Origin of the sequence: Streptococcus sp. 1643, assembly GCF_006228325.1 — a bacterium.
In the GTDB taxonomy this organism is placed as follows: Bacteria; Bacillota; Bacilli; order Lactobacillales; family Streptococcaceae; genus Streptococcus.
In genome coordinates this window covers 1,076,277-1,101,263 of the sequence record NZ_CP040231.1, presented here as the reverse complement: position 1 = coordinate 1,101,263, position 24,987 = coordinate 1,076,277, and the positions used below count along the sequence as shown (strand labels likewise).

Annotated in this window: 23 protein-coding genes and 1 tRNA gene; 20 read left to right on the top strand and 4 right to left on the bottom strand. The window is 42.5% G+C overall.

Annotated features, from left to right (window positions below; translation table 11 throughout):
- Positions 1 to 14 precede the first annotated feature (14 nt).
- The 13 genes from FD735_RS05825 (at position 15) to FD735_RS05765 (ending at position 14,140) form a co-directional block, all read left to right on the top strand.
- Positions 15 to 647: a copper homeostasis protein CutC gene (locus FD735_RS05825; protein WP_000638806.1), complete on the top strand. Its 633-nt coding sequence runs from the start codon at positions 15 to 17 to the stop codon at positions 645 to 647.
- A 43-nt stretch (positions 648 to 690) separates the two neighbouring features.
- Entirely contained in the window at positions 691 to 1,347 is a 657-nt protein-coding gene (locus FD735_RS05820) for an MmcQ/YjbR family DNA-binding protein (protein WP_139658719.1), read from the top strand.
- 314 nt (positions 1,348 to 1,661) lie between these two features.
- On the top strand, positions 1,662 to 3,224 hold the full coding sequence (locus tag FD735_RS05815) for a 2-isopropylmalate synthase (RefSeq protein ID WP_139658718.1): 1,563 nt from the start codon (positions 1,662 to 1,664) through the stop codon (positions 3,222 to 3,224).
- Positions 3,225 to 3,235: 11 nt separating this feature from the next.
- Complete coding sequence (gene leuB / locus FD735_RS05810) at positions 3,236 to 4,273, top strand: 3-isopropylmalate dehydrogenase (RefSeq protein WP_139658717.1); 1,038 nt, start codon at positions 3,236 to 3,238, stop codon at positions 4,271 to 4,273.
- Positions 4,270 to 4,539, top strand: a complete 270-nt coding sequence (locus FD735_RS05805; protein ID WP_049505894.1) for a DUF1294 domain-containing protein — start codon at positions 4,270 to 4,272, stop codon at positions 4,537 to 4,539. The genes leuB and FD735_RS05805 overlap by 4 nt, the downstream gene beginning before the upstream one ends.
- A 3-nt stretch (positions 4,540 to 4,542) precedes the next feature.
- Entirely contained in the window at positions 4,543 to 5,925 is a 1,383-nt protein-coding gene (leuC, locus tag FD735_RS05800) for a 3-isopropylmalate dehydratase large subunit (protein ID WP_125391286.1), read from the top strand.
- Between the two features lie 9 nt (positions 5,926 to 5,934).
- Positions 5,935 to 6,528 (top strand): 3-isopropylmalate dehydratase small subunit, encoded by a 594-nt coding sequence (leuD, locus tag FD735_RS05795; protein WP_000410641.1) that lies wholly within the window; start codon positions 5,935 to 5,937, stop codon positions 6,526 to 6,528.
- Positions 6,529 to 6,554: 26 nt separating this feature from the next.
- A complete protein-coding gene (locus FD735_RS05790) occupies positions 6,555 to 7,334 on the top strand; it encodes an L-threonylcarbamoyladenylate synthase (protein WP_084849756.1) in 780 nt (259 codons plus the stop codon).
- Between the two features lie 199 nt (positions 7,335 to 7,533).
- The gene (locus tag FD735_RS05785; RefSeq protein WP_000931170.1) at positions 7,534 to 8,520 is read left to right on the top strand and encodes a GMP reductase; all 987 of its coding nucleotides are present in this window, start codon (positions 7,534 to 7,536) and stop codon (positions 8,518 to 8,520) included.
- A 67-nt stretch (positions 8,521 to 8,587) separates the two neighbouring features.
- Positions 8,588 to 8,659: transfer RNA gene (locus tag FD735_RS05780), tRNA-Arg, on the top strand.
- A gap of 182 nt (positions 8,660 to 8,841) precedes the next feature.
- Entirely contained in the window at positions 8,842 to 9,540 is a 699-nt protein-coding gene (gene rnc, locus FD735_RS05775) for a ribonuclease III (protein ID WP_000661472.1), read from the top strand.
- Complete coding sequence (gene smc / locus FD735_RS05770) at positions 9,531 to 13,070, top strand: chromosome segregation protein SMC (RefSeq protein ID WP_139658716.1); 3,540 nt, start codon at positions 9,531 to 9,533, stop codon at positions 13,068 to 13,070. Before rnc ends, smc begins: the two co-directional genes overlap by 10 nt.
- Before the next feature lie 143 nt (positions 13,071 to 13,213).
- Positions 13,214 to 14,140 carry a bifunctional riboflavin kinase/FAD synthetase gene (locus FD735_RS05765; protein ID WP_057489163.1) on the top strand — a complete coding sequence of 309 codons (927 nt, stop codon included), beginning with the start codon at positions 13,214 to 13,216 and terminating at the stop codon, positions 14,138 to 14,140.
- Positions 14,141 to 14,223: 83 nt separating this feature from the next.
- Here FD735_RS05765 and FD735_RS05760 read toward each other — a convergent pair whose 3' ends face one another.
- From FD735_RS05760 to FD735_RS09945, 3 genes are read right to left on the bottom strand one after another with little or no spacing between them, the layout of a single operon-like run.
- Complete coding sequence (locus tag FD735_RS05760) at positions 14,224 to 15,039, bottom strand: TIGR03943 family protein (RefSeq protein WP_139658715.1); 816 nt, start codon at positions 15,037 to 15,039, stop codon at positions 14,224 to 14,226.
- Positions 15,036 to 15,941: a permease gene (locus tag FD735_RS05755; RefSeq protein WP_139658714.1), complete on the bottom strand. Its 906-nt coding sequence runs from the start codon at positions 15,939 to 15,941 to the stop codon at positions 15,036 to 15,038. Before FD735_RS05755 ends, FD735_RS05760 begins: the two co-directional genes overlap by 4 nt.
- Positions 15,942 to 16,073 carry an SPJ_0845 family protein gene (locus tag FD735_RS09945; protein WP_000268696.1) on the bottom strand — a complete coding sequence of 44 codons (132 nt, stop codon included), beginning with the start codon at positions 16,071 to 16,073 and terminating at the stop codon, positions 15,942 to 15,944.
- 130 nt (positions 16,074 to 16,203) lie between these two features.
- Between FD735_RS09945 and FD735_RS05745 the strand changes: the two genes are divergently transcribed.
- The 5 genes from FD735_RS05745 (at position 16,204) to FD735_RS05720 (ending at position 22,437) form a co-directional block, all read left to right on the top strand.
- On the top strand, positions 16,204 to 18,333 hold the full coding sequence (locus FD735_RS05745) for a Tex family protein (RefSeq protein WP_139658713.1): 2,130 nt from the start codon (positions 16,204 to 16,206) through the stop codon (positions 18,331 to 18,333).
- On the top strand, positions 18,320 to 18,763 hold the full coding sequence (locus FD735_RS05740; protein ID WP_000778611.1) for a SprT family protein: 444 nt from the start codon (positions 18,320 to 18,322) through the stop codon (positions 18,761 to 18,763). The genes FD735_RS05745 and FD735_RS05740 overlap by 14 nt, the downstream gene beginning before the upstream one ends.
- A gap of 59 nt (positions 18,764 to 18,822) precedes the next feature.
- Positions 18,823 to 19,095, top strand: a complete 273-nt coding sequence (locus tag FD735_RS05735; protein WP_139658712.1) for a PspC domain-containing protein — start codon at positions 18,823 to 18,825, stop codon at positions 19,093 to 19,095.
- Positions 19,096 to 19,688: 593 nt separating this feature from the next.
- The gene (locus FD735_RS05725) at positions 19,689 to 20,447 is read left to right on the top strand and encodes an ABC transporter ATP-binding protein (RefSeq protein ID WP_000173369.1); all 759 of its coding nucleotides are present in this window, start codon (positions 19,689 to 19,691) and stop codon (positions 20,445 to 20,447) included.
- Between the two features lies 1 nt (position 20,448).
- The gene (locus FD735_RS05720) at positions 20,449 to 22,437 is read left to right on the top strand and encodes an FtsX-like permease family protein (protein ID WP_139658711.1); all 1,989 of its coding nucleotides are present in this window, start codon (positions 20,449 to 20,451) and stop codon (positions 22,435 to 22,437) included.
- A gap of 39 nt (positions 22,438 to 22,476) precedes the next feature.
- On the opposite strand, the gene FD735_RS05715 is transcribed toward FD735_RS05720, so the two are convergent.
- Positions 22,477 to 23,172, bottom strand: coding sequence for a VIT family protein (locus tag FD735_RS05715; protein WP_084918319.1), 696 nt, complete (start codon positions 23,170 to 23,172; stop codon positions 22,477 to 22,479).
- Positions 23,173 to 23,377: 205 nt separating this feature from the next.
- Between FD735_RS05715 and FD735_RS05710 the strand changes: the two genes are divergently transcribed.
- A complete protein-coding gene (locus tag FD735_RS05710) occupies positions 23,378 to 24,169 on the top strand; it encodes a Cof-type HAD-IIB family hydrolase (protein ID WP_139658710.1) in 792 nt (263 codons plus the stop codon).
- Positions 24,169 to 24,987 (top strand): Cof-type HAD-IIB family hydrolase, encoded by an 819-nt coding sequence (locus FD735_RS05705; RefSeq protein WP_139658709.1) that lies wholly within the window; start codon positions 24,169 to 24,171, stop codon positions 24,985 to 24,987. The genes FD735_RS05710 and FD735_RS05705 overlap by 1 nt, the downstream gene beginning before the upstream one ends.

Below are 24,987 nucleotides of genomic sequence, written 5' to 3'. Positions count from 1 at the left end.
TCAAGGAGAATCAAATGATTTACGAATTTTGTGCTGAAAATGTGACCTTGCTTGAAAAAGCGATGCAGGCTGGAGCTCGTCGAATCGAACTTTGTGACAATCTAGCAGTGGGTGGAACAACACCTAGCTATGGAGTGACCAAGGCAGCGGTTGAACTGGCAGCTAACTACGACACCACCATCATGACTATGATTCGTCCACGTGGTGGCGACTTTGTCTATACTGATCTTGAAATAGCGATCATGCTAGAAGACATTCGTTTGACTACTCAGGCTGGAAGTCAAGGGGTTGTATTTGGGGCTTTAACTGCTGATAAGAAGTTAGATAAGCCTAATCTTGAGAAGTTGATTGCCGCATCTAAAGGAATGGAAATTGTCTTTCACATGGCCTTTGATGAATTGAGTGATGAAGACCAGTTGGAAGCCATTGACTGGCTCAGCCAAGTCGGAGTCACTCGTATCTTAACTCGTGCTGGTGTGTCTGGAGATTCGCTAGAGAAACGTTTCGCTCATTATCACAGAATTTTGGAACAGGCTAAAGGTAAAATTGAAATTCTACCAGGTGGGGGGATTGACTTGGATAACCGTCAAACCTTTATCGAACAGTTGGGCGTGACACAATTGCATGGAACCAAGGTTGTCTTTTAAAAAATAGAAAGGAACTGCTAGCTTTTGGTAGCAGTTTTCACTTATGTTTGAAATTTTTAAATCCTATCAGTTTAATAAAGAAAAAGCTCATGCCTATGGTTTTGTAGAAAATGGGGAAGTCTGGACCTATAGTTGCCAGATTTTGCAGGGTGACTTTTTCATGACAGTCTCCATCACTCCTGATAATGTGAGTTTTCTTGTTTTTGACCAGGAAACGGGTGACCTCTATCCTCAAGTACATATGGAAAGCATGCGGGGAAGTTTTGTTGCAAGTATCCGTGAGGCTTGTTTGGAGATTCTTTACCAGATTCGGAAGGCTTGCTTTGATGTACAGGATTTTATCTGCCCTCAGACTAAGCGTATCATGGCTCAAGTTCAGAAAAAATATGGTAATCAGTTGGAATATCTATGGGAGAAATCGCCTGATACAGCAGTGTTAAGACATGAAGGCAATCAAAAGTGGTATGCTGTTTTGATGAGAATCCCATGGGATAAGCTGGAAAAGGGGAGAGAAGGGCTAGTCGAAGCAGTCAACCTCAAACACGACCAAGTAGCTGATTTGCTTTCAAAAAAAGGCATTTATCCGGCCTTTCATATGAACAAACGCTACTGGCTTAGTCTGGCGCTTGATGATAGTTTGCAAGATGAAGAAGTGATAGAACTCATCGAAAAAAGTTGGAACTTGACTGTGAAAAAATAAGGAAATTCGCTTGAGTTTTCAAATACTTTCAATTAGCAAAATATTCTTTACTGAAGAAATTTTCAGAAAATATTGGATTTTTTCTTGACAAGAGATTTTTCCTATGCTAAAATACTAAACAAGATATCAAACGAAGGAGAAAGTCAAACATGAAAACAGCTAAGTTTAATCAATTTGCTTTGTTGTTGAGGTACTCGGGCTAGTGCAAAAGCATTAGTCCTGTTTGGCTTACCAAGCGGGAGTAAATCAACATCTCGCTTGGGCTTCTGAGCGAGATGTTTTTTTAAAACCACATTTGGAAAAGGGGAAATCTTATGCGTACAGTTGAATTTTTTGATACAAGCCTTCGTGATGGGGAACAAACACCTGGTGTTAACTTCTCAATAAAGGAAAAAGTTTCCATTGCAAGACAGCTGGAGAAATGGGGAATTTCTGTAATTGAAGCTGGTTTTCCGGCTGCTAGTCCAGATTCATTTATAGCTGTTCAAGAAATTGCTAAAGCCATGAAAAAAACAGCAGTGACAGGATTAGCTCGTTCTGTAAAATCTGATATTGATGCTTGTTATGAGGCTCTTAAGGATGCCAAGTATCCACAAATTCATGTCTTTATCGCTACCAGTCCGATTCACCGCAAGTATAAGCTCAATAAGAGCAAGGAAGAGATTTTAGAAGCTATCAAGGAACATGTTTCTTATGCTCGTTCTAAGTTTGAAATCGTCGAATTCTCTCCTGAAGATGCGACTAGAACAGAGTTGGATTTCCTCTTACAAGTCGTTCAAACAGCGGTCGATGCAGGTGCATCTTATATCAATATCCCTGACACAGTTGGTTTTACGACTCCAGAAGAGTTTGCACGTATCTTTGATTACTTGACTGAAAATATTAAATCAGATCATAAAGTTGTCTTTGGTGTCCACTGTCACGATGATCTCGGTATGGCAACTGCAAATACTTTGACAGCAATTAAACACGGTGCTGGACGTGTCCAGGGAACTATTAATGGTATCGGTGAACGCGCAGGTAATGTTGCTCTTGAAGAAGTAGCTGTTGCTTTGAAGATTCGTGAGGATTTCTTCCAAGCAACTAGTGATATTGTTTTGGATGAAACAATGAATACGTCTGAAATGGTTTCTCGCTTTTCTGGTATTCCAGTTCCTAAAAATAAGGCTGTCGTTGGTGGCAATGCCTTCTCTCATGAATCGGGTATTCACCAAGATGGAGTCCTTAAAAATCCTCTTACCTATGAAATCATTACACCTGAATTGGTTGGTGTGAAGAGTAACAGTCTTCCGCTTGGAAAATTGTCAGGTCGCCACGCTTTTGTAGAAAAACTAAGAGATTTGGCCCTAGATTTTACTGAAGAAGACATCAAACCACTCTTTGCTAAGTTCAAGGCGCTGGCGGACAAAAAGCAAGAAATCACAGATGCAGATATTCGAGCTCTGGTAGCTGGAACCATGGTTGAAAACCCAGAAGGTTTCCACTTTGATGATTTACAACTTCAAACTCATGCAGATAATGACATTGAAGCGCTTGTTACCCTAGCCAATATGGATGGTGAGAAAGTCGAATTTAATGCAACAGGGCAAGGCTCTGTTGAAGCGATCTTTAACGCTATCGATAAGTTCTTTAACCAATCTGTCCGCTTGGTGTCCTACACTATTGACGCGGTAACAGATGGAATCGATGCCCAAGCTCGTGTCTTGGTCACTGTTGAAAACAGAGATACAGAAACCATCTTTAACGCAGCAGGTCTTGATTTCGATGTATTGAAGGCTTCCGCTATTGCCTATATCAATGCCAATACTTTTGTTCAAAAAGAGAATGCAGGTGAGATGGGGCATAGCGTTTCCTACCGAGACATGCCTAGTGTGTAAAGGAGAAGGCTATGACAAAGAAAATAGTAGCTCTAGCAGGGGATGGAATCGGTCCAGAAATCATGGAAGCTGGTTTAGCGGTTCTGGAAGCTCTAGCTTCAAAAACAGGTTTTGACTATGAGATAGATAGATGCCCCTTTGGAGGTGCAGGTATTGATGCTGCGGGGCATCCCTTACCTGATGAAACCCTCAAGGCATGTAGAGAAGCAGATGCTATTCTCCTTGCGGCTATCGGTAGTCCCCAGTATGATGGTGCAACTATTCGGCCTGAACAAGGCTTGCTGGCTCTTCGGAAGAAACTCAATCTCTATGCCAATATTCGACCTGTTAAGATTTTTGACAGTCTCAAGCATTTATCACCTCTCAAACCGGAACGAATTGCTGGTGTAGACTTTGTCGTGGTGCGTGAGTTGACAGGTGGTATCTACTTTGGGGATCATATCCTTGAAGAGCGAAAAGCGCGTGATATCAACGACTACAGCTATGAGGAAGTAGAGCGGATTATTCGCAAGGCCTTTGAAATTGCAAGCAATCGGAGAAAAATCGTTACTAGTATCGATAAACAAAACGTTCTAGCAACATCAAAACTTTGGCGGAGAGTAGCTGAGGAAGTTGCGCAAGATTTTCCAGATGCAACCTTGGAACACCAGTTGGTGGACTCAGCTGCTATGCTTATGATTACTAATCCTGCCAAGTTTGATGTTATCGTGACGGAGAATCTTTTCGGAGATATTCTATCTGATGAATCAAGCGTTCTATCTGGCACGCTTGGAGTCATGCCATCAGCTAGTCATTCTGAAAAAGGTCCAAGCCTCTACGAACCTATTCATGGTTCGGCACCTGATATTGCAGGTCAGGGAATTGCCAATCCTATCTCTATGATTTTGTCAGTTGCCATGATGCTGAGAGACAGCTTTGGACGTTATGAGGATGCGGAGCGTATCGAGCGTGCTGTTGAAGCTAGTTTAGCGGCTGGCATTTTAACAAGAGATATTGGAGGACAGGCTTCTACTAAGGAGATGACAGAAGCCATCATTGAAAGATTATGAAGATGAATGAAGGAATCACGCTTGCCCTCTTGATTTGGAATTTGCTGATTTTCTTGATTTATGGCATTGACAAATCCAAGGCAAGAAGAGGTGCTTGGCGCGTCCCAGAGAAAATCTTACTCATTTTAGCCTTTACTTGTGGTGGTTTTGGTGCCTGGTTGGCAGGAATCACCTTTCACCACAAGACTAGAAAATGGTATTTTAAAACAGTTTGGTTTCTCGGGATGGTGACCACACTAGTAGCCTTATATTTTATTTGGAGGTAATGGATGGCAGGAAAATCGATTTTTGATAAATTATGGGACCGCCATGTCATCACAGGAGAAGAGGGGCAGCCTCAACTCATGTATGTGGACCAGCACTATATTCATGAAGTGACTAGTCCCCAAGCTTTTCAAGGATTAAGAGATGCGGGCCGCAGATTGAGACGGCCAGACTTGACATTTGGAACCTTTGACCACAATGTACCAACTGTCAATATCTACGATATTCGAGATGTGATTTCTAAGGCCCAAATTGATAAGCTTGCTGAAAATGTTGAGGAGTTTGGGATTGAACATGCAGCCCACGGTTCTGAAAAGCAGGGAATCGTTCACATGGTAGGTCCAGAGACAGGACGGACCCAACCAGGAAAATTCATCGTTTGTGGAGACAGTCACACAGCTACTCACGGAGCTTTCGGAGCTATCGCCTTTGGGATTGGGACCAGTGAGGTCGAGCATGTCTTTGCTACCCAGACCCTCTGGCAAGTTAAACCTAAGAAAATGTTGGTAGAATTCACCGGTGTTCCTCAAAAAGGAGTTTATTCTAAGGATTACATTCTCGCCTTGATTGCCAAGTACGGCGTTGCTTGTGGTGTAGGATATGTGGTGGAATATCGTGGACAAGCCATTGATGCACTGACCATGGAAGAGAGAATGACCATCTGCAATATGTCCATCGAGTTTGGCTCTAAGATGGGCATCATGAATCCAGATCAAACTACCTATGATTATCTCAAAGGACGAGAATGTGTTCCAGAGGATTTCGAGGAGGCAGTTGCCGACTGGAAGACCCTTGTCAGCGATGATGATGCTGTTTATGATAAGGTTATCCAGATGGATGTCTCAGACTTGGCTCCTATGGTGACCTGGGGAACCAATCCTGCTATGGGCGTCGACTTTGACAGTAGCTTCCCAGAAATTAAGGATATGAATGATGAACGAGCTTATCATTACATGAACTTGGAGCCTGGTCAAAAGCCAGCGGACATTGAACTAGGCTATATTTTTATCGGGTCTTGTACCAATGCTCGAATCAGTGACTTACAGCTGGCTGCGCGATTTGTCAAAGGGAAGAAAATTGCTCCCAATCTAACAGCAATCGTAGTACCAGGTTCTCGTCCTGTGAAACGAGCTGCGGAGAGGTTGGGCTTGGATAAGGTTTTCCTAGATGCTGGTTTTGAGTGGCGAGACCCAGGTTGCTCTATGTGCCTAGGGATGAATCCTGACAAGGTCCCTGATGGGGTTCACTGTGCCTCAACCAGTAACCGCAACTTTGAAGACAGACAGGGATTTGGTGCTAAAACCCATCTCTGCAGTCCAGCTATGGCAGCGGCGGCGGCCATCGCAGGGCGCTTCGTAGATGTTCGGCAAATGCCAGAGGCCCAGTAAGGAGAGGATATGGAGAAATTTACAGTTTATACGGGAACGACCGTTCCTCTCATGAATGATAACATCGACACCGACCAAATACTCCCCAAGCAGTTTCTCAAGTTAATTGATAAAAAAGGCTTTGGAAAGTACCTCATGTATGCTTGGCGTTATCTGGACGATAACTACACTGAGGACCCAGACTTTGTTTTTAATCGACCTGAATATCGTAAAGCTAGTATTCTCATCTCAGGGGATAACTTTGGGGCAGGTTCTTCGAGAGAACACGCAGCTTGGGCTCTAGCCGACTATGGTTTTAAGGTCGTGATTGCAGGTTCTTTTGGGGATATTCATTACAATAATGAACTCAATAATGGCATGCTGCCTATTGTCCAGCCTAGGGAGGTTAGAGAGAAACTAGCCCAACTCAAACCGACTGACCAGGTAACTGTGGACTTGGAACAACAAAAAATCATCTCACCAGTTGGAGAATTCACTTTCGAAATAGATAGCGAGTGGAAACACAAGCTCTTAAATGGTTTGGATGATATCGGTATTACTTTGCAGTATGAAGATTTGATTGCTGCCTATGAAAAACAACGACCGGCCTACTGGCAGGAATAGAAAAATAGAAAAGGAAATATAGAATTATGACAAAACACATTCAATGGAACGGAACACTTTCACAAGAAGGCTATGACATTTTAAAAGGTGAGGGTGGGTGCATTGTATGCCCTACAAAAGTTGGTTACATTATCATGACGAGCGATAAGGCAGGTCTTGAACGTAAATTTGAAGCCAAAGAGCGTAACCGTAACAAACCAGGTGTTGTACTTTGTGGTAGCATGGACGAGCTACGCGCTTTAGCACAACTCAACCCAGAAATTGAAGCCTTCTACCAAAAACATTGGGACGAAGACATTCTCCTCGGTTGTATCCTTCCATGGAAACCAGAAGCTTTTGAGAAATTGAAAGCATACGGTGATGGTCGTGAAGAACTCATGACAGACGTTCGTGGTACTAGCTGTTTTGTCATCAAATTTGGGAAAGCTGGTGAACAGTTGGCTGCAAAACTTTGGGAAGAAGGTAAGATGGTCTATGCCTCATCAGCTAACCCATCTGGTAAAGGAAACCGTGGTAAGGTGGAAGGTATCGGTCAACGTATCGAAGGAGCAGTGGACCTTGTCATCGAAGCAGATGACTACGTTGCTTCAATCCAACCAGACAAAACGATTGAAACTCGCTACGAGCAAGGTGTGATGGTTTCTATGGTCGATAAGGACGGAAAACTCATCCCAGAACAAGGAGGAGATCGTTCAATCTCACCAGCACCAGTCGTTATCCGTAAAGGGCTTGACATTGATAAAATCATGATGCACCTGTCAGATACCTTTAACTCATGGGACTACCGTCAAGGTGAGTATTATTAAGATTGAAGAAGAGGAGAGAATTTAATCTCTCTTTTTTCTCTTTCTATTTTCAAAGCAAAAACCGAACGATATTATTTTATGATTGAAATAATTTGACAAAAACTGTACTTTGGTTTATAATTAATTAAGGAAACGTCGGAAAAAGGCGTAGAGATGCGCAAGCATAGGTAGGTCATTACAAAAGAAACGAGACATCGATATGTTAAATGAATTTCCAATTTTTGATTACGAAGATATTCAGTTGATCCCAAATAAATGTGTCATTAAAAGCCGTGCAGAAGCAGACACGAGTGTCACACTTGGAAATCACACTTTCAAACTACCTGTTGTGCCAGCAAATATGCAGACGATTTTGGATGAGAACGTAGCAGAGCAACTGGCTAAAGGTGGCTACTTCTACATTATGCATCGTTTTGATGAGGCTGGGCGCATTCCTTTTATCAAACGCATGCACGATCAAGGCCTTATTGCATCCATCTCTGTCGGTGTCAAGGATTACGAGTATGACTTTGTTAGCCAACTCAAGGCTGATGCTCCTGAGTATATCACGATTGACATTGCTCATGGTCATGCGAATAGCGTGATTTCTATGATCCAACACATCAAGAAAGAATTACCAGATACATTTGTCATTGCTGGTAACGTGGGAACACCAGAAGCTGTTCGTGAATTGGAAAATGCTGGTGCGGATGCAACAAAGGTTGGAATCGGTCCTGGTAAGGTTTGTATTACCAAGGTCAAGACAGGTTTTGGTACAGGTGGCTGGCAGTTGGCTGCCCTACGTTGGTGTGCCAAGGCTGCGCGTAAACCGATCATCGCTGATGGTGGGATTCGTACTCATGGTGATATTGCCAAGTCTATCCGTTTCGGTGCCAGCATGGTCATGATTGGTTCCCTTTTTGCAGGACATATCGAAAGCCCAGGAAAGACGATTGAAGTCGATGGCGAACAGTTCAAAGAATACTATGGTTCAGCTTCTCAATATCAAAAAGGAGCCTATAAAAATGTGGAAGGTAAGCGAATCTTACTGCCTGCTAAAGGGCATTTGCAAGACACCCTTACTGAGATGGAGCAGGACTTGCAAAGTGCTATTTCCTATGCAGGTGGACGAAAGGTTGCTGACCTCAAACACGTTGATTATGTTATCGTGAAAAACTCTATCTGGAACGGGGATGCTTCCCACTAATGGACGCTTAGTCTACCCATAAAAAACTTGTTATTAGAGCAAATTTCTGTTATAATAAGACAAGTTTCCACCCTTAGTGTAATGGATATCACGTAAGATTCCGGTTCTTGAGATGGGGGTTCGATTCCCTCAGGGTGGATGTAAAAAGTCTAAGAAAGCCTTAATTAAGGCTTTTTCTTTATCTCGTCCAAAGTTTGCCCCTAAAATTGAAAAGTTTGTTCTAAAAAATGCTCAAATTCCCTCTAGTCTCGTTTTAAAGTGACTCAGGGGGCTTTTTTTGATATAATAAAAGAGACTGTTATCAGTTAGAAAGAGGTTGGTATGAAAGAATTACAAACTGTACTTAAGAAGCGTTTTGCAATCGAATTCGCAGACAAAAACTTACTGGAGACTGCCTTTACTCATACGAGTTATGCCAATGAGCACCGCCTCTTAAAAATTTCACACAATGAGCGCTTGGAATTTTTAGGAGACGCTGTTCTGCAATTATTGATTTCAGAATATCTGTATAAAAAATATCCTAAGAAACCAGAGGGAGATTTGTCCAAACTCCGTGCTATGATTGTCCGTGAGGAGAGTTTGGCTGGTTTTGCGCGTGATTGCCAGTTTGATCAGTTTATCAAGCTAGGAAAAGGGGAAGAAAAGTCTGGTGGGCGCAATCGTGACACCATTCTTGGCGATGCCTTTGAAGCCTTTCTGGGAGCATTGCTTTTAGACAAGGATGTTGCTAGGGTAAAAGAGTTCATCTATCAAGTCATGATTCCCAAGGTTGAAGCAGGTGACTTTGAAATGATTAAGGATTACAAGACGCACCTGCAAGAGTTGCTCCAGGTTAATGGCGATGTGGATATTCGCTACCAGGTGACCTCTGAGACGGGGCCTGCCCATGATAAGGTTTTTGATGTAGAAGTTCTTGTTGAGGGCAAGAGTATCGGAAAAGGTCAAGGCCGTTCTAAAAAATTAGCAGAGCAAGAGGCCGCCAAAAATGCAGTTGAGAAAGGGCTGGATTCATGTATTTAAAGGAGATTGAGATTCAGGGATTCAAGTCCTTTGCTGACAAGACCAAGGTCGTCTTTGATCAAGGTGTGACAGCTGTTGTTGGGCCCAATGGTTCTGGGAAGTCAAATATCACAGAAAGTCTGCGATGGGCCTTGGGAGAGTCTAGTGTCAAGAGTCTTCGTGGTGGTAAGATGCCCGACGTTATCTTTGCTGGGACCGAAAGTCGTAAGCCACTCAATTATGCCTCTGTTATCGTGACCTTAGACAATGAAGATGGCTTCATCAAGGATGCAGGGCAAGTCATTAAGGTAGAACGCCATATCTATCGTAGTGGTGATAGCGAGTTTCGGATTGATGGCAAAAAAGTGCGCTTGCGTGATGTGCACGACCTCTTCTTGGATACCGGTTTGGGTCGGGATTCCTTCTCCATCATTTCCCAAGGGAAGGTTGAGGAAATTTTTAACTCCAAGCCCGAAGAACGCCGCGCTATTTTTGAAGAAGCTGCTGGAGTTTTAAAATACAAGACTCGTCGAAAAGAAACAGAAAGCAAACTGCAACAAACTCAGGACAATCTCGACCGCTTAGAGGACATTATCTACGAGTTGGACAATCAAATCAAGCCCCTTGCAAAACAAGCCGAGAATGCGCGCAAGTTTCTTGACTTGGATGGTCAACGCAAGACGATTTATTTGGATGTACTGGTTGCCCAAATCAAGGAAAACAAAACTGAACTAGAGCTAACAGAAGAAGAGTTAACGCAGGTTCAGGAACTCTTGACCAGTTATTACCAAAAGCGTGAAGAGTTAGAAGAGGAAAATCAAAGTCTTAAAAAGAAACGCCAGGATCTCCAAGCTCAAATGGCCAAGGATCAAGGAAGTTTGATGGATTTGACTAGTTTGATCAGTGACTTAGAGCGAAAACTAGCCCTATCCAAACTGGAATCCGAGCAAGTTGCCCTTAATCAACAAGAAGCACAAACCCGTTTGACTGCTTTGGAAGATAAGAGGAAGGCTCTAAGTAAGGAAAAGGCTGAAAAAGAAGGGAATTTGGAACAGTTAGAGGAAAGTCTAGCTGAAAATAACAAGGAACTCAATCACTTAGAAGCAGAATTGCTAGCTTTTTCAGATGATCCTGACCAGATGATTGAGCTCTTGCGCGAACGCTTTGTCGCTCTTTTACAAGAAGAAGCGGATGTCTCAAACCAACTGACCCGCATCGAGAATGAGTTGGAAAACAGCCGTCAACTATCTCAAAAACAAGCAGACCAACTTGAGAAGTTGAAAGAACAACTGGCTACAGCTAAAGAGAAGGCCAGTCAACAACAGGCTGAGCTTGAAACTGCAAAGAAGCAGGTTCAGAAATTATTGGCAGACTACCAAGCTAGTTCCAAGGAACAAGAGGAGCAGAAAGTTTCTTACCAAGCCCAGCAGAGCCAACTCTTTGATCGTCTAGACAGTCTCAAAAACAAGCAGGCTAGAGCCCAGAGTTTAGAAAACATCCTAAGAAATCATAGTAATTTTTATGCGGGTGTTAAGAGTGTTCTTCAAGAAAAAGCCCGTCTTGGTGGGATCATTGGTGCAGTCAGTGAACATTTGACCTTTGATGTGCATTATCAAACTGCCCTAGAGATTGCGCTTGGAGCTAGCAGTCAGCATATCATCGTAGAAGATGAAAACGCGGCAACCAAGGCGATTGATTTCCTAAAACGTAACAGAGCTGGTCGTGCAACCTTTCTTCCACTGACGACTATCAAGGCTCGTACCATTTCTAGTCAGAATCAAGATGCTATCGCAGCAAGTCCAGGATTTCTGGGAATGGCAGATGAGTTGGTGTCGTTTGATAAGAGACTAGAAGCCATTTTCAAAAACTTGCTTGCTACAACGGCTATCTTTGATACTGTAGAACATGCGCGTGCCGCAGCTCGTCAAGTTCGCTATCAGGTTCGCATGGTGACGCTTGATGGTACCGAATTGCGCACAGGTGGTTCCTACGCGGGGGGTGCCAATCGTCAAAACAACAGTATTTTCATCAAGCCAGAGCTGGAGCAATTACAAAAAGAAATTGCTAAAGAAGAAGCTGACTTGCGGTCAGAAGAAGCGAGTTTGAAGACCTTGCAAGATGAGATGGCGGTATTGGCAGAAAGATTAGAAGCTATCAAATCTCAGGGTGAGCAAGCTCGTATTCAGGAGCAAGGCTTGTATCTTGCTTATCAACAAACCAATCAGCAGGTCGAAGAACTGGAAACGCTTTGGAAACTTCAAGAAGAGGAATTAAATCGCCTTACTGAAGGAGATTGGCAAGCGGATAAGGAAAAATGCCAAGAGCGCCTTGCTACTATTGCTAGAGAAAAGCAAAATTTGGAAGCTGAGATTGAAGAGATTAAGTCTAACAAAAACGCTATTCAAGAACGCTATCAAAACTTGCAGGAACAGATTTCTCGAGCGCGCTTGCTTAAGTCAGAACTGCAAGGACAAAAGCGGTACGAAGTGACTGATATAGAACGCTTAGGTAAGGAACTGGATAATCTGGATATCGAGCAAGAGGAGATTCAGCGTCTCCTCCAAGAAAAGGTTGATAATCTTGAGAAAGTGGATACGGATTTGCTAAGTCAGCAGGTGGAAGAGACCAAAACTCAGAAAACAAACCTCCAACAAGGTTTGATTCGCAAGCAGTTTGAGTTGGATGATATCGAAGGCCAGCTGGATGATATTGCCAGCCATTTGGACCAGGCTCGCCAGCAGAATGAGGAGTGGATTCGTAAACAAACACGTGCTGAAGCCAAGAAAGAAAAGATCAGCGAACGCTTGCGCTATCTACAAGCTCAACTAACAGACCAGTACCAGATCAGCTACACTGAAGCTCTAGAAAAGGTTCATGAACTGGAAAATCTCAATCTGGCAGAGCAAGAGGTTAAGGATTTGGAGAAGGCTATTCGCTCACTGGGCCCTGTCAATTTGGACGCTATTGACCAGTACGAAGAAGTTCACAACCGTCTGGACTTCCTCAATAGTCAACGAGATGATATTTTGTCTGCGAAAAACCTGCTCCTTGAGACCATCACAGAGATGAATGATGAGGTTAAGGAGCGCTTCAAATCAACCTTTGAGGCTATTCGTGAGTCCTTTAAAGTAACCTTTAGACAGATGTTTGGCGGTGGTCAGGCAGACTTGATATTGACTGAGGGCGATCTTTTAACAGCTGGTGTGGAGATTTCTGTTCAACCACCAGGCAAGAAAATCCAGTCTCTCAACCTCATGAGTGGTGGTGAAAAAGCCCTATCTGCTCTGGCTCTGCTCTTCTCAATCATCCGAGTTAAGACTATTCCTTTCGTCATCTTGGACGAGGTAGAGGCGGCGCTGGACGAAGCTAATGTTAAACGTTTTGGGGATTATCTCAATCGTTTTGACAAGGATAGTCAGTTTATCGTCGTGACCCACCGTAAAGGGACCATGGCGGCAGCGGATTCTATCTATGGAGTTACCATGCAAGAATCAGGTGTATCTAAGATTGTTTCGGTTAAGTTAAAAGACTTGGAAGAAACAGTAAACTAGTTACCAAACGATAGCATCTCTTAGGAGGTGCTATTTTTTAAAACTCATAGCTTGAATTGTCTATCAAGGTCAGTTCAGGCGCAAAAAACGACATTTGGGATTTCCTCTTAGCGAAAAGGCTTTCTCTATGATATAATAGTTTCATGATTACAACAGTACCTATTAAGAACGAAAAAGACATTGCAGTACCGGGAAAAACAGTCCTTGTACTTGGTTATTTTGATGGCATCCACAAGGGGCATCAGAAACTTTTTGAAGTAGCTAGCAAGGCTTCAATGAAGGATTATCTGCCAGTTGTCGTGATGACCTTTACAGAGTCACCAAAACTTGCCTTACAACCTTACCAACCTGAGCTCATGCTCCATATCGTCAATCATGAGGAACGGGAGCACAAGATGAAGTGGCACGGAGTAGAGGCTCTTTTCTTACTGGACTTTAGTAGCAAATTTGCTAGTTTAACGGGTCAAGAATTCTTTGATACCTATGTTCGAGCTTTAAAACCAGCTATTATTGTAGCAGGATTTGACTATACTTTTGGCTCTGATAAGAAAACTGCGGATGACCTGAAGGATTATTTTGATGGAGAGATCATCATTGTTCCTCCGGTCGAAGACGAAAAGGGCAAGATTAGTTCTACACGGATTCGTCAGGCAATTCTTGATGGAGATGTAAAGGAAGTCAATCATCTGCTCGGCACTCCGCTCCCATCTCGTGGAATGGTCGTTCATGGAAATGCTCGTGGGCGGACTATTGGTTATCCAACAGCCAATCTGGTCCTAAGAGACCGAACTTACATGCCAGCGGACGGTGTTTACGTAGTCGATATCGAAGTGCAACGTCAGAGATATCGTGGAATGGCGAGCGTTGGCAAAAATGTCACCTTTGATGGAGAAGAACCACGTTTTGAAGTCAATATTTTCGACTTTTCAGACGATATTTACGGTGAGACAGTCATGGTCTACTGGCTGGACCGTGTTCGCGATATGGTCAAATTTGACTCCGTAGAGGAACTGGTAGACCAACTCCAGAAAGACGAAGAGATTGCTCGAAACTGGAAGGATGGAGAGTAAGAGTTTGCTATCAATTCGAAAGAGTAGATAGAATGAAATTCATATAATGGACAAAAAAAGTAGCCTTTGCAGGCTACTTTTTATTAAAACACGCGATATACATAAGGATTTTCTGGTTTGTCTACTTTTGTGAAACTCTCAACTTCCAGTGTTGGGAGTTTTTGTTTGAGTTCTTTATGGTAGTGGAGGGTCAGGGTTCCTCTGGCGGTAATCCAGGTATTGTCAGGATACTGGCGTGAGTTCCCCTTGGTCAGGAGTCCATATACTCCAGAGTCTGCGATACAGTGGATGATTCCAAAGCGAAAGAGGAATTGGCTATCTGGATGGCTAGGATCGTTATAGACAAAGCCTGTAAATTCGATTTTCTTTCCTTCAAACTCTTGAGGGTAGTCATAGAGAACTTCCATGACCTCCATATAGTTTTCATCAGTGATTTGAATGGTTGGTTGGGTGAGGTATTTGTCAGCTGTAGACCTCATTTCCTTTTCATAAGTAGATTTGGAAAAATAGGTGCTGGTATCGGGTTTGAGGTATTGACTGGATGTTCCTTCGCTTGCCTGAATGGCTGTGTTGATTCCCTCAGCAAGTGGGAAATGATATCCTTTGGCAGATACGGTTCTCGAGTCCAAACTTACTGTCGGAAAGGCAACTCCAATCAAGAGAGGTAGTGACAGTAAAAGGATGCTGATTCGTCTAGATCGGCGACTTTCCAAATGGCTGTGGGAGTTGATTTTCTTGATCCAGATATAGAATTGGACCAGAGCCAAGAGAAGAGAAAGGATCATGGAGATATAGACTAGATAGGAATAGTGGAGGTTGATGTAGTGACTGAGCTTGCCAGATAGCTGCAGATACAGAGTTAGGGCAAAATAACCCAGTAGAATGATAAATCGGATCATAGCATCACTCCTATCATGTAAGAATAAAGCAAGACAAGCACTGTCACGATGCCCATGAATTGCCAGATGAAGCGCGCTTTGAGATAGTGTTTCATCATGAGGAGATTTTTGATATCAAGCATGGGGCCAATGACCAGAAAAGCAAGGACTGGCGATAGGCCGAAGCTCGAGAGGAGAGAAGCACCGATAAAGGCGTCCGCCTCGCTACAAAGTGAGAGGAGAAAGGCTAGAAACATGAGCAAGAGAATCGCAAGGACTGGACTTGCGCTGATAGAGGTCAAGATCCGAGTCGGGACATAGACCTGCACGATAGCCGCAAAGAGACAGCCAAAGACCAAGTAACGCCCCATATCGAAAAACTCATCAATAGCTTGTATAAAGACCTGAAACACTTTTCTAGAGGGACTCAAGTGTGAAAAGTCATGTTCATGACAAGTGATAGGATTCTCTTTTTGAATGGGTTCCTTCCAGAAAAATCCTAAGAAAATCCCAAGCACCAAAGCAATCACAATGGCTCCCAGAGCTCGCAAGAAGGCAAATTTTAATGAATTGCCAAAGGCAGAATAAGTGGCGAAAAGAACGATAGGATTGATGATGGGAGCAGTCACCAGAAAGGGAACGGCCGTGTAGCTGGGCACTTTCTTTTCCAGAAAACGATTGATAATCGGAACGATACCACATTCGCAAGAAGGAAAGAGAAAGCCAATGAAGGTACCAAAAAAGATCCTCCCCCAACGATTGCGAGGGAGAAACTCATAAACTTTATCAGGTGTGATATAGACCTCAATCAATCCCGAAATGAGACTCCCAATCAAGACAAAAGGAAGGGCTTCAATCATGATGGAGAGAAAAATAGCTCCCGCTTGTAATACACTAGGAGGAAGAGATTGGAAAATCGTCATCTATTTTTTCTTCTCAACTTTTTCTTTTTTATCTTTGTCATCTGGAAAAGTGACTTGTGTTAAGTCAGGAAGTTTTGCGAATTCTTCAAACATCTTGTCCAAGTCATCCGTTTTTGTAAATTTAACAGCCATGGGCCTACCTCTTTTCTACATTCTACCTCTATTATACTATTATTTTCTTGAAAAGGGATTATTTTGATAATCAAAGAGGTAAAAAAGGGTAGGGCGAAACAAGGGCTGTTCCTTATGGTATAATAGGTTTATGGATAAAAAATATGAAAAAATTTCCCAAGATTTGGGAGTAACCTTAAAGCAAATCGATACTGTTCTAAGTTTGACGGCTGAGGGGGCGACAATTCCCTTCATCGCGCGATATCGAAAGGACATGACTGGTAGTCTGGATGAGGTGGCGATTAAGGCCATTATCGACTTGGATAAAAGTCTGACAAATCTCAACGACCGTAAAGAAGCTGTCTTAGCTAAGATACAAGAACAAGGCAAACTAACCAAGGAATTGGAAGAAGCTATTTTGGCAGCTGAAAAATTAGCAGACGTTGAAGAACTCTATCTTCCTTATAAGGAAAAACGTCGAACCAAGGCAACTATTGCCCGAGAAGCTGGACTCTTTCCTCTTGCTCGCTTGATTTTGCAAAATGTAACTGGCTTAGAGAAAGAAGCTGAGAAGTTTTTCTGTGAAGGATTTGCGACTGGTCAAGAAGCTTTGGCTGGTGCAGTTGATATCTTGGTAGAAGCCCTATCTGAAGATGTCAATCTACGTGCTATGACCTATCAGGAAGTGCTGAGACACTCTAAAATCACTTCGCAAGTCAAAGATGAAAGTCTTGATGAAAAACAAGTTTTTCAGATTTATTACGAATTCTCAGAGACTGTTGGCAACATGCAGGGCTATCGTACCTTGGCCCTCAATCGCGGGGAGAAACTTGGTGTCTTGAAGGTCGGTTTTGAACATGCGACGGACCGTATTCTTGCCTTCTTTGCTGCTCGTTTCAAAGTCAAAAATGCCTATATAGATGAAGTTGTCCAACAGTCAGTTAAGAAAAAGGTCTTACCTGCTATCGAACGACGCATTCGGACAGAATTAACTGAGAAAGCAGAAGAAGGAGCTATCCAACTCTTTTCAGACAACCTGCGTAATCTCCTCTTGGTTGCTCCACTGAAAGGGCGCGTGGTTTTAGGATTTGACCCTGCCTTTCGTACAGGTGCCAAGCTTGCTGTCGTAGATGCAACAGGAAAAATGCTGACGACTCAAGTCATTTATCCAGTAAAACCAGCATCAGCTCGTCAAATTGAAGAAGCCAAGAAAGATTTGTCGGACTTGATTGGTCAATACGGTGTGGAAATTATTGCTATCGGAAATGGGACGGCCAGTCGGGAAAGTGAAGCCTTTGTAGCGGAAGTTCTGAAAGATTTTCCTGAGGTCAGCTATGTCATCGTCAATGAAAGTGGCGCTTCGGTCTACTCTGCCAGTGAACTTGCTCGTCAGGAATTTCCAGAATTAACCGTTGAAAAACGTTCGGCTATTTCAATCGCCCGTCGTTTGCAAGATCCGCTTGCTGAATTGGTTAAAATCGATCCCAAGTCAATCGGTGTCGGGCAATACCAGCACGATGTCAGTCAGAAGAAACTGTCTGAAAGTCTGGACTTTGTCGTCGATACCGTAGTTAACCAAGTCGGCGTCAATGTCAATACTGCTAGCCCAGCTCTTCTTTCCCATGTGGCTGGACTCAATAAAACCATCTCTGAAAATATTGTCAAATACCGTGAGGAAGAAGGAAAAATCACTTCACGCGCACAAATCAAAAAGGTTCCTCGTCTCGGTGCCAAAGCCTTTGAGCAGGCTGCAGGTTTCCTCCGTATCCCGGAAAGTAGCAATATTCTTGATAATACAGGAGTTCACCCAGAAAACTATGCTGCGGTTAAGGAGCTCTTCAAACGCTTGGATATCAAGGACTTGAATGAAGAAGCACAAAATAAGCTTAAGTCCCTTTCAGTCAAGGAGATGGCGCGAGAACTGGGTCTTGGCCCAGAAACGCTTAAAGATATCATTGCCGACCTTCTCAAACTAGGTCGAGATTTCCGTGATTCTTTTGACGCACCTGTACTCCGCCAAGATGTCTTGGATATCAAAGACTTAAAAGTCGGCCAGAAGCTGGAAGGTGTGGTGCGTAATGTCGTTGATTTCGGTGCCTTCGTTGATATCGGGATTCACGAAGACGGCTTGATTCATATTTCCCATATGAGTCGTAAATTTATCAAACATCCCAGCCAAGTGGTATCAGTCGGAGATTTGGTAACGGTTTGGGTCAAGAAAATCGATACCGAACGTGAAAAAGTCAATCTGTCGCTCTTAGCTCCAGATGAAACTGACTGAGTACGTTCAGTCTGTTTCCCTCGAAGACTTTGGTAGACCTTTTACCCACCAAGCCCAGTGGAATTCTCGTCTGCGAACGACAGGTGGACGATTTTTCCCCAAGGATGGGCATTTGGACTTTAATCCCAAGGTTTATAATGAACTAGGTTTGGAAGTCTTTCGCAAAATCGTGCGCCATGAACTCTGTCACTATCACCTTTATTTTCAGAAAAAGGGTTATCGACATAAGGACCGAGATTTTAAAGAACTTTTGAAAGAAGTGGATGGACTGCGCTTTGTTCCCCATTTGAAAGACCAAAGTAATTTCCTGGTCTATCAGTGCCAATACTGCCAGCAACGCTATCAACGCAAGAGGAAGGTTGATACAAAACGCTATCGCTGTGGCGTCTGCCGTGGCAAACTCGTCATCTTAAATCGGCCTAAGGACTGATGTTTGTGAACCTGTTTCATGCTATACTACTTGTAAGAATACCGAAAGAGGAAACAATCATGAATACAAAATTTTATAAAATGAGACGAAATCGTATGGTGTCAGGAGTTTTAGCTGGGCTATCAGACAAGTGGAATTTTGATGTAACCCTAGTCCGCTTTCTCTTCGCCATTTTTACCGTAGCAAATTTTGGAATTGGTGTGATAATATACATCATCCTTGCCTCTATCCTGCCAACTAAGGAAGAAATCGAAGCCGAAATGTACGGAACAGGACCACGCAAACGCAAGGAAGCCGAAGCCATTGATGACAATGATGGCTGGTTTTGGTGAGTAAATCTACGGTAACAAAAGTTTTGCAACGATACTACAAGAGAAAAGAAAGCAGTAGCATGCTTAGGAAATACTTTAAAAACTATAAATGGACGGACGTGTTCTGGATTCTATTTATTTTGATTACTAGTTTTCTATCAACTAATAATTACTTATACCACTTAACGAAACAGGATTTTTCAGAAGAAGGTTGTCTTTTAGCAATTCCTTTGTTTCTTTTTCATTTTCTCTTCATTGATAAATTCATCATTTCTAGACGAGATCAAAAAGATGAATAACTTTTAACCCTTGCATCCGCAAGGGTTTTCTTCTTGCCTTTCTTTTATGGTAAAATATTGATAGCGAAATTGCTTGATATTCTTCAATCTTACAAAAATGTAAGATTAAAGTCTCTTTTGTAAGGTTAGGTTATGGCAGGCTACTTTTTTTTGCGATAAACTAGACTCATAAAGAACAAAGGAGCAAAACCATGAAAAGAATTTTACAAAAGAAAACAAGAAAACCAAGTCAAAAAGATATCGAGCGTGTTCAACTGGGATGCGCTATGATGCAAGCACAGTTTCAATTGATGGGATATTAAGAAGGAGAAAATCATGACACTTTTAGATGTAAAACACGTTCAAAAAATCTATAAAACACGTTTCCAAGGCAACCAAGTAGAAGCACTCAAAGATATTCACTTTACTGTAGAGAAGGGTGACTACGTTGCCATCATGGGTGAGTCTGGTTCAGGAAAGTCAACCCTGCTCAACATTCTAGCTATGCTGGATAAGCCAACTCGCGGGCAGGTTTACCTGAATGGAACCGACACAGCCACTATTAAAAATTCACAGGCTTCGAGTTTTCGTCGTGAGAAGTTGGGATTTGTCTTCCAAGACTTTAATCTGCTAGATACCTTGTCTGTTAAGGACAATATCTTGCTTCCGTTAGTGTTGTCACGAAAACCTATCACAGAGATGATGAAGAAATTGGTAGTAACCGCTGAAAATTTGGGCATCAACCAACTGCAAGAGAAGTACCCTTACGAGATCTCAGGAGGTCAAAAACAGCGGGTAGCAGTAGCACGCGCCATCATCACTGAACCTGAAATTCTTCTTGCGGATGAGCCAACAGGAGCTCTTGATTCCAAGTCATCTGCAGCCTTACTCGATGTATTTGATGAAATCAATGAACGCGGTCAAACCATTCTCATGGTAACTCACTCAACGGCAGCAGCCAGCAGGGCCAAGCGCGTTCTCTTTATCAAGGACGGAATTCTTTACAACCAAATCTACCGTGGAGACAAGACAGAGCGTCAGATGTTCCAAGAAATCTCTGATACTTTGACTGTTATGGCAAGCGAGGTGAATTAGTATGTTCCGATTGACTAATAAGTTAGCGGTATCCAACTTGATTAAAAACCGCAAACTCTACTATCCCTTTGCCCTTGCTGTTCTCTTAGCAGTGACCATTACCTATCTTTTTTACTCTTTGTCACTTAATCCTAACATTGGTAAGATTCGAGGGGGAGAAACTATCTCTATGACCCTTGCTCTCGGTATGGTGGTTGTTACTATCGCTTCTGGAATTATTGTCCTTTATGCTAATAGTTTTGTCATGAAGAACCGCTCCAAGGAGCTGGGTGTATATGGTATGCTGGGTCTCGAAAAGCGCCATTTAATCAGTATGGTTTTTAAGGAGCTTCTTATTTTTGGTTCCTTAACCTTGACAGCTGGTCTCGGTCTAGGATCTCTCTTTGATAAGCTAATCTTCGCCCTTCTTCTGAAGCTGATGAAAATGAAAGTGGAGCTCGTTTCGACTTTCCAACCAATTGTCTTTATCCTAGTTCTCATCGTTTTTGGAGCTATCTTCCTAGGTCTAATTTTTATCAATGCCTTTCGCATCGGACGCATGAATGCCCTTCAGCTCTCTCGTGAAAAAGCCAGTGGTGAGAAAAAAGGACGTTTCTTAGGTGTCCAAACCATTCTAGGTCTGATTAGTTTGGGAGCGGGTTACTATCTAGCAGTAACAGTCGAAAACCCACTTTCTGCTGTTCTGATTTTCTTCGTAGCAGTTTTGTTAGTAATTTTGGGAACTTATCTTCTCTTCAATGCAGGGATTACAGTTTTCTTACAAATCTTGAAGAAAAACAAGACTTACTATTACCAACCCAACAACATGATTTCCGTATCCAATCTTATCTTCCGTATGAAGAAAAATGCGGTTGGTTTGGCGACTATTGCCATCCTTTCAACCATGGTCTTGGTAACCATGTCAGCAGCAACGAGTATCTTTAAGGCATCAGAAAACTTTAAGAAGGTCATGAATCCACATGATTTTGGGATTACAGGACAGAATGTTGAAAAAGAAGACATCGAAAAACTCTTGAACAAGTATGCTAGTGAAAAAGGATTGACTGTCACAAAGAAAGAAGTCCTTACATACAGTAACTTTGGTGTGGCAAATCAAGAAGGTACGAAATTAACAATTTTTGAGAAAGGTCAAAATCGTGTTCAACCGAAAACTATTTTTATGGTCTTTGACCAAAAAGACTACGAGAATATGACGGGGCAAAAACTTGGACTTTCAGGTAAGGAAGTTGGATTGTTTGCTCAAAATAAGCAACTTCAAGGGCAGAAAGAACTGACTCTGAATGACCAGACCTACACGATCAAAGAAGAAATCAAAAAAGATTTTATTCTTGAACATGTCCCAAATCAGTACAATATTCTAACTTCGGACTATAACTATTTGGTTGTTCCTGACTTACAAGCCTTTCTAGAACAGCATCCTAATTCTTCCATCTTTAATCAATACTATGGTGGTATGAATGTAACGGCTAGTGAGGAAGAGCAGCTTAAAATTGCAGATGACTATTCAAAATTCGTCAACAACTTTAATAGAGAAATAAACAAAGAAGGAAGCTATGTTTACGGAAGCAATCTGGCTGATAGTAGTGCGCAGATGAGTGCTCTCTTTGGTGGAGTTTTCTTCATCGGTATCTTCCTCTCTATCATCTTTATGGTGGGAACAGTTCTTGTTATCTACTACAAACAAATCTCTGAAGGATACGAAGATCGCGAACGCTTTATCATTTTGCAAAAAGTCGGTCTCGATCAAAAGCAAATCAAGCAAACCATCAATAAACAGGTCCTAACTGTTTTCTTCCTCCCATTGCTCTTTGCCTTCCTACACCTTGCCTTTGCCTATCATATGCTTAGCCTCATCCTAAAAGTCATTGGGGTGCTAGATGCGACCATGATGTTGACTGTCACTTTATCCATCTGTGCTATCTTCCTCATCGTCTATGTCTTAATCTTTATGATTACCTCAAGAAGCTATCGCAAGATTGTGCAAATGTAAAAAAGATACCTCGATATTTATCGAGGTATTTCTTTTATCTTAAATGCTGAAGAGTTGTCCAAACAGGTAAGTCACTCCCATGGTGAGAAGTCCGATACAAAGATTACGGATCATAGCTGTTTTCGTAGGTGCCTTGCCTAGTTTAGCACTGGTATAGCCAGTGACGAGAAGGGAAAGGGCAACGATAAAAACAGTAGCAGGAATGCGATAGTCACTTGGAAAGACAGTGATTGAAAGCATAGGAGGAAGACTTCCCAGTACAAAGGCGATAAAGCTAGAGATAGCAGCATGCCAAGGATTGGTAAATTCTTCGTACTCGATACCGTATTTTTCCTCAACCAGGGCTTTGAGTGGATTTTTTAAAAAGGCCTTGTTGGTCAAAAGTTGTGCGGACGTTTCACACTCACCATTTTGAAGGTAAGCAGCATAGAGGGATTGTTTTGCAGATTCGATGTCTTTATCCAAGAGTAATTGTTCTCGGGCAACAGCGGCTTCTTCCGTGTCTTTCTGAGTGGATACAGAGACATATTCGCCACCGGCCATAGAAAAAGCACCAGCGAGGATAGCGGCTAATCCTGATAAAAAGATAATCCAGATATTGCTTGTCGCACTGGCAACACCGATAACGACTCCAGCAATGGAAATAATTCCATCATTGGCTCCTAGAACACCTGCGCGTAGGATATTGAGTCGGCCTGTAAAGTTAGCATCAATTTCATGTTTTATTTCTGTCATAGTCATCTCCTTTCTCTCCATTATAGAGAAAAGGGTAGGGGAATACAAACTTTTTAAACTATCTGAAAAAAGTTCTACTATTCTAATTTTTATGCCCTTTGAAGTTTCTCCGAAAAAGTAGTGCTATCCTACTGTACTGGACCTTTTTAAACTTATCTATGGTATAATAGAAGATAGATTTATCAATTGGAGAATGAAGGATTTTATGATTAAACTTATAGCAACCGATATGGATGGAACCTTTCTAGATGGAGAGGGTCGGTTTGATATGGAACGCCTCAAAAACGTACTTGTTTCCTACAAGGAAAAGGGGATTTATTTTGCTGTGGCTTCGGGTCGTGGTATCTTGTCCCTTAAAAAGCTATTTGCGGATGTGCGTGATGAAGTGATTTTTATAGCTGAAAATGGGAGCTATGTTGAGTTTCATGGTGAGAATATGTACGAGGCTACTATGTCTCGGGATTTTTACTTAAGCACTTTTGAAGCTTTAAAGAAATCGCCCTATTTTGATGAAAGTAAAATGCTCTTGACTGGGAAAAAAGCTTGCTACGTATTAGATACAGTGGATGAGACCTATCTCATGTTTAGCCGTCACTACAATGAAAATATTCAAAAAGTAGCGAGTTTGGAAGATATCACAGATGAGATTTTTAAATTCACCACCAACTTCACAGAAGAAACGATAGAAGCTGGAGAGGCCTGGGTCAACGAAAATGTTCCTGGTGTAAAAGCTATGACAACAGGTTTTGAATCCATCGATATTGTCTTGGACTACGTTGATAAGGGTGTGGCTATTGTTGAGCTGGCAAAAAAACTTGGTCTGACCATGGATCAGGTCATGGCTTTTGGTGATAATCTTAATGACCTTCACATGATGCAGGTTGTTGGACACCCCATCGCTCCTGAAAATGCGCGACCAGAGATTTTAGAATTAGCAGAAGCAGTGATTGGCCACCATAAGGACCAATCAGTGATGGCTTATATGGAGGGTTTGTAATGGCAGATATTAAATTGATTGCATTGGACTTGGATGGCACCTTGCTGACAACGGATAAGAAGCTAACAGATCGTACCAAGGCGGTCCTCAAAGTTGCGCGTGATCGTGGCATCAAAGTTGTACTGACAACGGGACGTCCTCTGAAGGCTATGGATTTCTTTCTCCATGAGCTGGGTACTGATGGTCAAGAGGATGAGTACACCATCACCTTTAATGGTGGTCTGGTACAGAAAAATACAGGAGAGATTCTCGATAAAACCGTCTTTTCAATCGACGATGTGGCACGCTTGTACGAGGAAACTGAAAAACTAGGGTTGCCGTTAGATGCCATTTCAGAAGGAACAGTCTATCAAATCCAATCAGACCAAGAAAGTCTCTATGCTAAGTTCAACCCAGCCTTGACTTTTGTGCCAGTCGCTTTTGAAGAACTATCTAGTCAGATGACGTATAATAAATGTGTGACTGCCTTTGCCCAAGAACCCTTGGATGCAGCGATTCAACAGATTTCTCCTGAATTGTTTGACCAATACGAAATCTTCAAATCGCGTGAACTCTTATTGGAATGGTCGCCGAAAAACGTCCACAAGGCAACAGGTTTAGCGAAATTAATTAAACACTTAGGAATCGACCAAAGTCAAGTCATGGCTTGTGGGGACGAGGCCAATGACCTTTCCATGATTGAGTGGGCAGGTCTGGGAGTTGCCATGCAAAATGCTGTTCCAGCGGTTAAGGAAGTTGCCAATGTCATTACCCCGATGACCAACGACGAGGAAGCCGTTGCCTGGGCTATCGAAGAATACGTGCTAAAGGAGAACTAG

Excerpts from the sequence above, each read along its gene's own strand:
- FD735_RS05825 (WP_000638806.1), top strand. The coding sequence starts at position 15 with ATGATTTACGAATTTTGTGCTGAAAATGTGACCTTGCTTGAAAAAGCG.
- FD735_RS05820 (WP_139658719.1), top strand. The coding sequence starts at position 691 with ATGTTTGAAATTTTTAAATCCTATCAGTTTAATAAAGAAAAAGCTCAT.
- FD735_RS05815 (WP_139658718.1), top strand. The coding sequence starts at position 1,662 with ATGCGTACAGTTGAATTTTTTGATACAAGCCTTCGTGATGGGGAACAA.
- leuB (WP_139658717.1), top strand. The coding sequence starts at position 3,236 with ATGACAAAGAAAATAGTAGCTCTAGCAGGGGATGGAATCGGTCCAGAA.
- FD735_RS05805 (WP_049505894.1), top strand. The coding sequence starts at position 4,270 with ATGAAGATGAATGAAGGAATCACGCTTGCCCTCTTGATTTGGAATTTG.
- leuC (WP_125391286.1), top strand. The coding sequence starts at position 4,543 with ATGGCAGGAAAATCGATTTTTGATAAATTATGGGACCGCCATGTCATC.
- leuD (WP_000410641.1), top strand. The coding sequence starts at position 5,935 with ATGGAGAAATTTACAGTTTATACGGGAACGACCGTTCCTCTCATGAAT.
- FD735_RS05790 (WP_084849756.1), top strand. The coding sequence starts at position 6,555 with ATGACAAAACACATTCAATGGAACGGAACACTTTCACAAGAAGGCTAT.
- FD735_RS05785 (WP_000931170.1), top strand. The coding sequence starts at position 7,534 with ATGTTAAATGAATTTCCAATTTTTGATTACGAAGATATTCAGTTGATC.
- rnc (WP_000661472.1), top strand. The coding sequence starts at position 8,842 with ATGAAAGAATTACAAACTGTACTTAAGAAGCGTTTTGCAATCGAATTC.
- smc (WP_139658716.1), top strand. The coding sequence starts at position 9,531 with ATGTATTTAAAGGAGATTGAGATTCAGGGATTCAAGTCCTTTGCTGAC.
- FD735_RS05765 (WP_057489163.1), top strand. The coding sequence starts at position 13,214 with ATGATTACAACAGTACCTATTAAGAACGAAAAAGACATTGCAGTACCG.
- FD735_RS05760 (WP_139658715.1), bottom strand. The coding sequence starts at position 15,039 with ATGATCCGATTTATCATTCTACTGGGTTATTTTGCCCTAACTCTGTAT.
- FD735_RS05755 (WP_139658714.1), bottom strand. The coding sequence starts at position 15,941 with ATGACGATTTTCCAATCTCTTCCTCCTAGTGTATTACAAGCGGGAGCT.
- FD735_RS09945 (WP_000268696.1), bottom strand. The coding sequence starts at position 16,073 with ATGGCTGTTAAATTTACAAAAACGGATGACTTGGACAAGATGTTTGAA.
- FD735_RS05745 (WP_139658713.1), top strand. The coding sequence starts at position 16,204 with ATGGATAAAAAATATGAAAAAATTTCCCAAGATTTGGGAGTAACCTTA.
- FD735_RS05740 (WP_000778611.1), top strand. The coding sequence starts at position 18,320 with ATGAAACTGACTGAGTACGTTCAGTCTGTTTCCCTCGAAGACTTTGGT.
- FD735_RS05735 (WP_139658712.1), top strand. The coding sequence starts at position 18,823 with ATGAATACAAAATTTTATAAAATGAGACGAAATCGTATGGTGTCAGGA.
- FD735_RS05725 (WP_000173369.1), top strand. The coding sequence starts at position 19,689 with ATGACACTTTTAGATGTAAAACACGTTCAAAAAATCTATAAAACACGT.
- FD735_RS05720 (WP_139658711.1), top strand. The coding sequence starts at position 20,449 with ATGTTCCGATTGACTAATAAGTTAGCGGTATCCAACTTGATTAAAAAC.
- FD735_RS05715 (WP_084918319.1), bottom strand. The coding sequence starts at position 23,172 with ATGACAGAAATAAAACATGAAATTGATGCTAACTTTACAGGCCGACTC.
- FD735_RS05710 (WP_139658710.1), top strand. The coding sequence starts at position 23,378 with ATGATTAAACTTATAGCAACCGATATGGATGGAACCTTTCTAGATGGA.
- FD735_RS05705 (WP_139658709.1), top strand. The coding sequence starts at position 24,169 with ATGGCAGATATTAAATTGATTGCATTGGACTTGGATGGCACCTTGCTG.